General features: G+C 65.5%; 1 pseudogene. It reads left to right on the plus strand.

The features are described from left to right. Nucleotides 1-49: 49 nt before the first annotated feature. A pseudogene (locus AB4Y36_RS40515) lies at nt 50-293 on the plus strand (PLP-dependent aminotransferase family protein); the annotation flags it as partial.

A 293-nucleotide genomic window follows, 5' to 3' on the forward strand; every position in this document is an offset into this window, starting at 1 on the left:
CGATGAAGCGGCAGCGTGCCTGTCTTCCGCACCGGGGCCGGCAGTACAGATGGCAATGGCCGAGTTCATGCGTGACGGGCATTACATGCGGCACTTGCGTCGCATGAAACGCATCTACGCGGGCCGCGGCCAGGCACTGATGACCGCGCTCGAGTCCAGGGGATTTGACGCCTATCCGGCTGGTCTGGCAGTGGTGGTTCGGCTCGCCGATGGCGCCGACGACAAGCGGATCGCACGGGAGTCCTATGCCTACGGGATCGCGCCCGCGCCGCTATCGATCTGGTACTGCTCCG

It is taken from the genome of Paraburkholderia sp. BR10936 (assembly GCF_040965735.1).
GTDB classification, from domain to species: domain Bacteria; phylum Pseudomonadota; class Gammaproteobacteria; order Burkholderiales; family Burkholderiaceae; genus Paraburkholderia; species Paraburkholderia nodosa_A.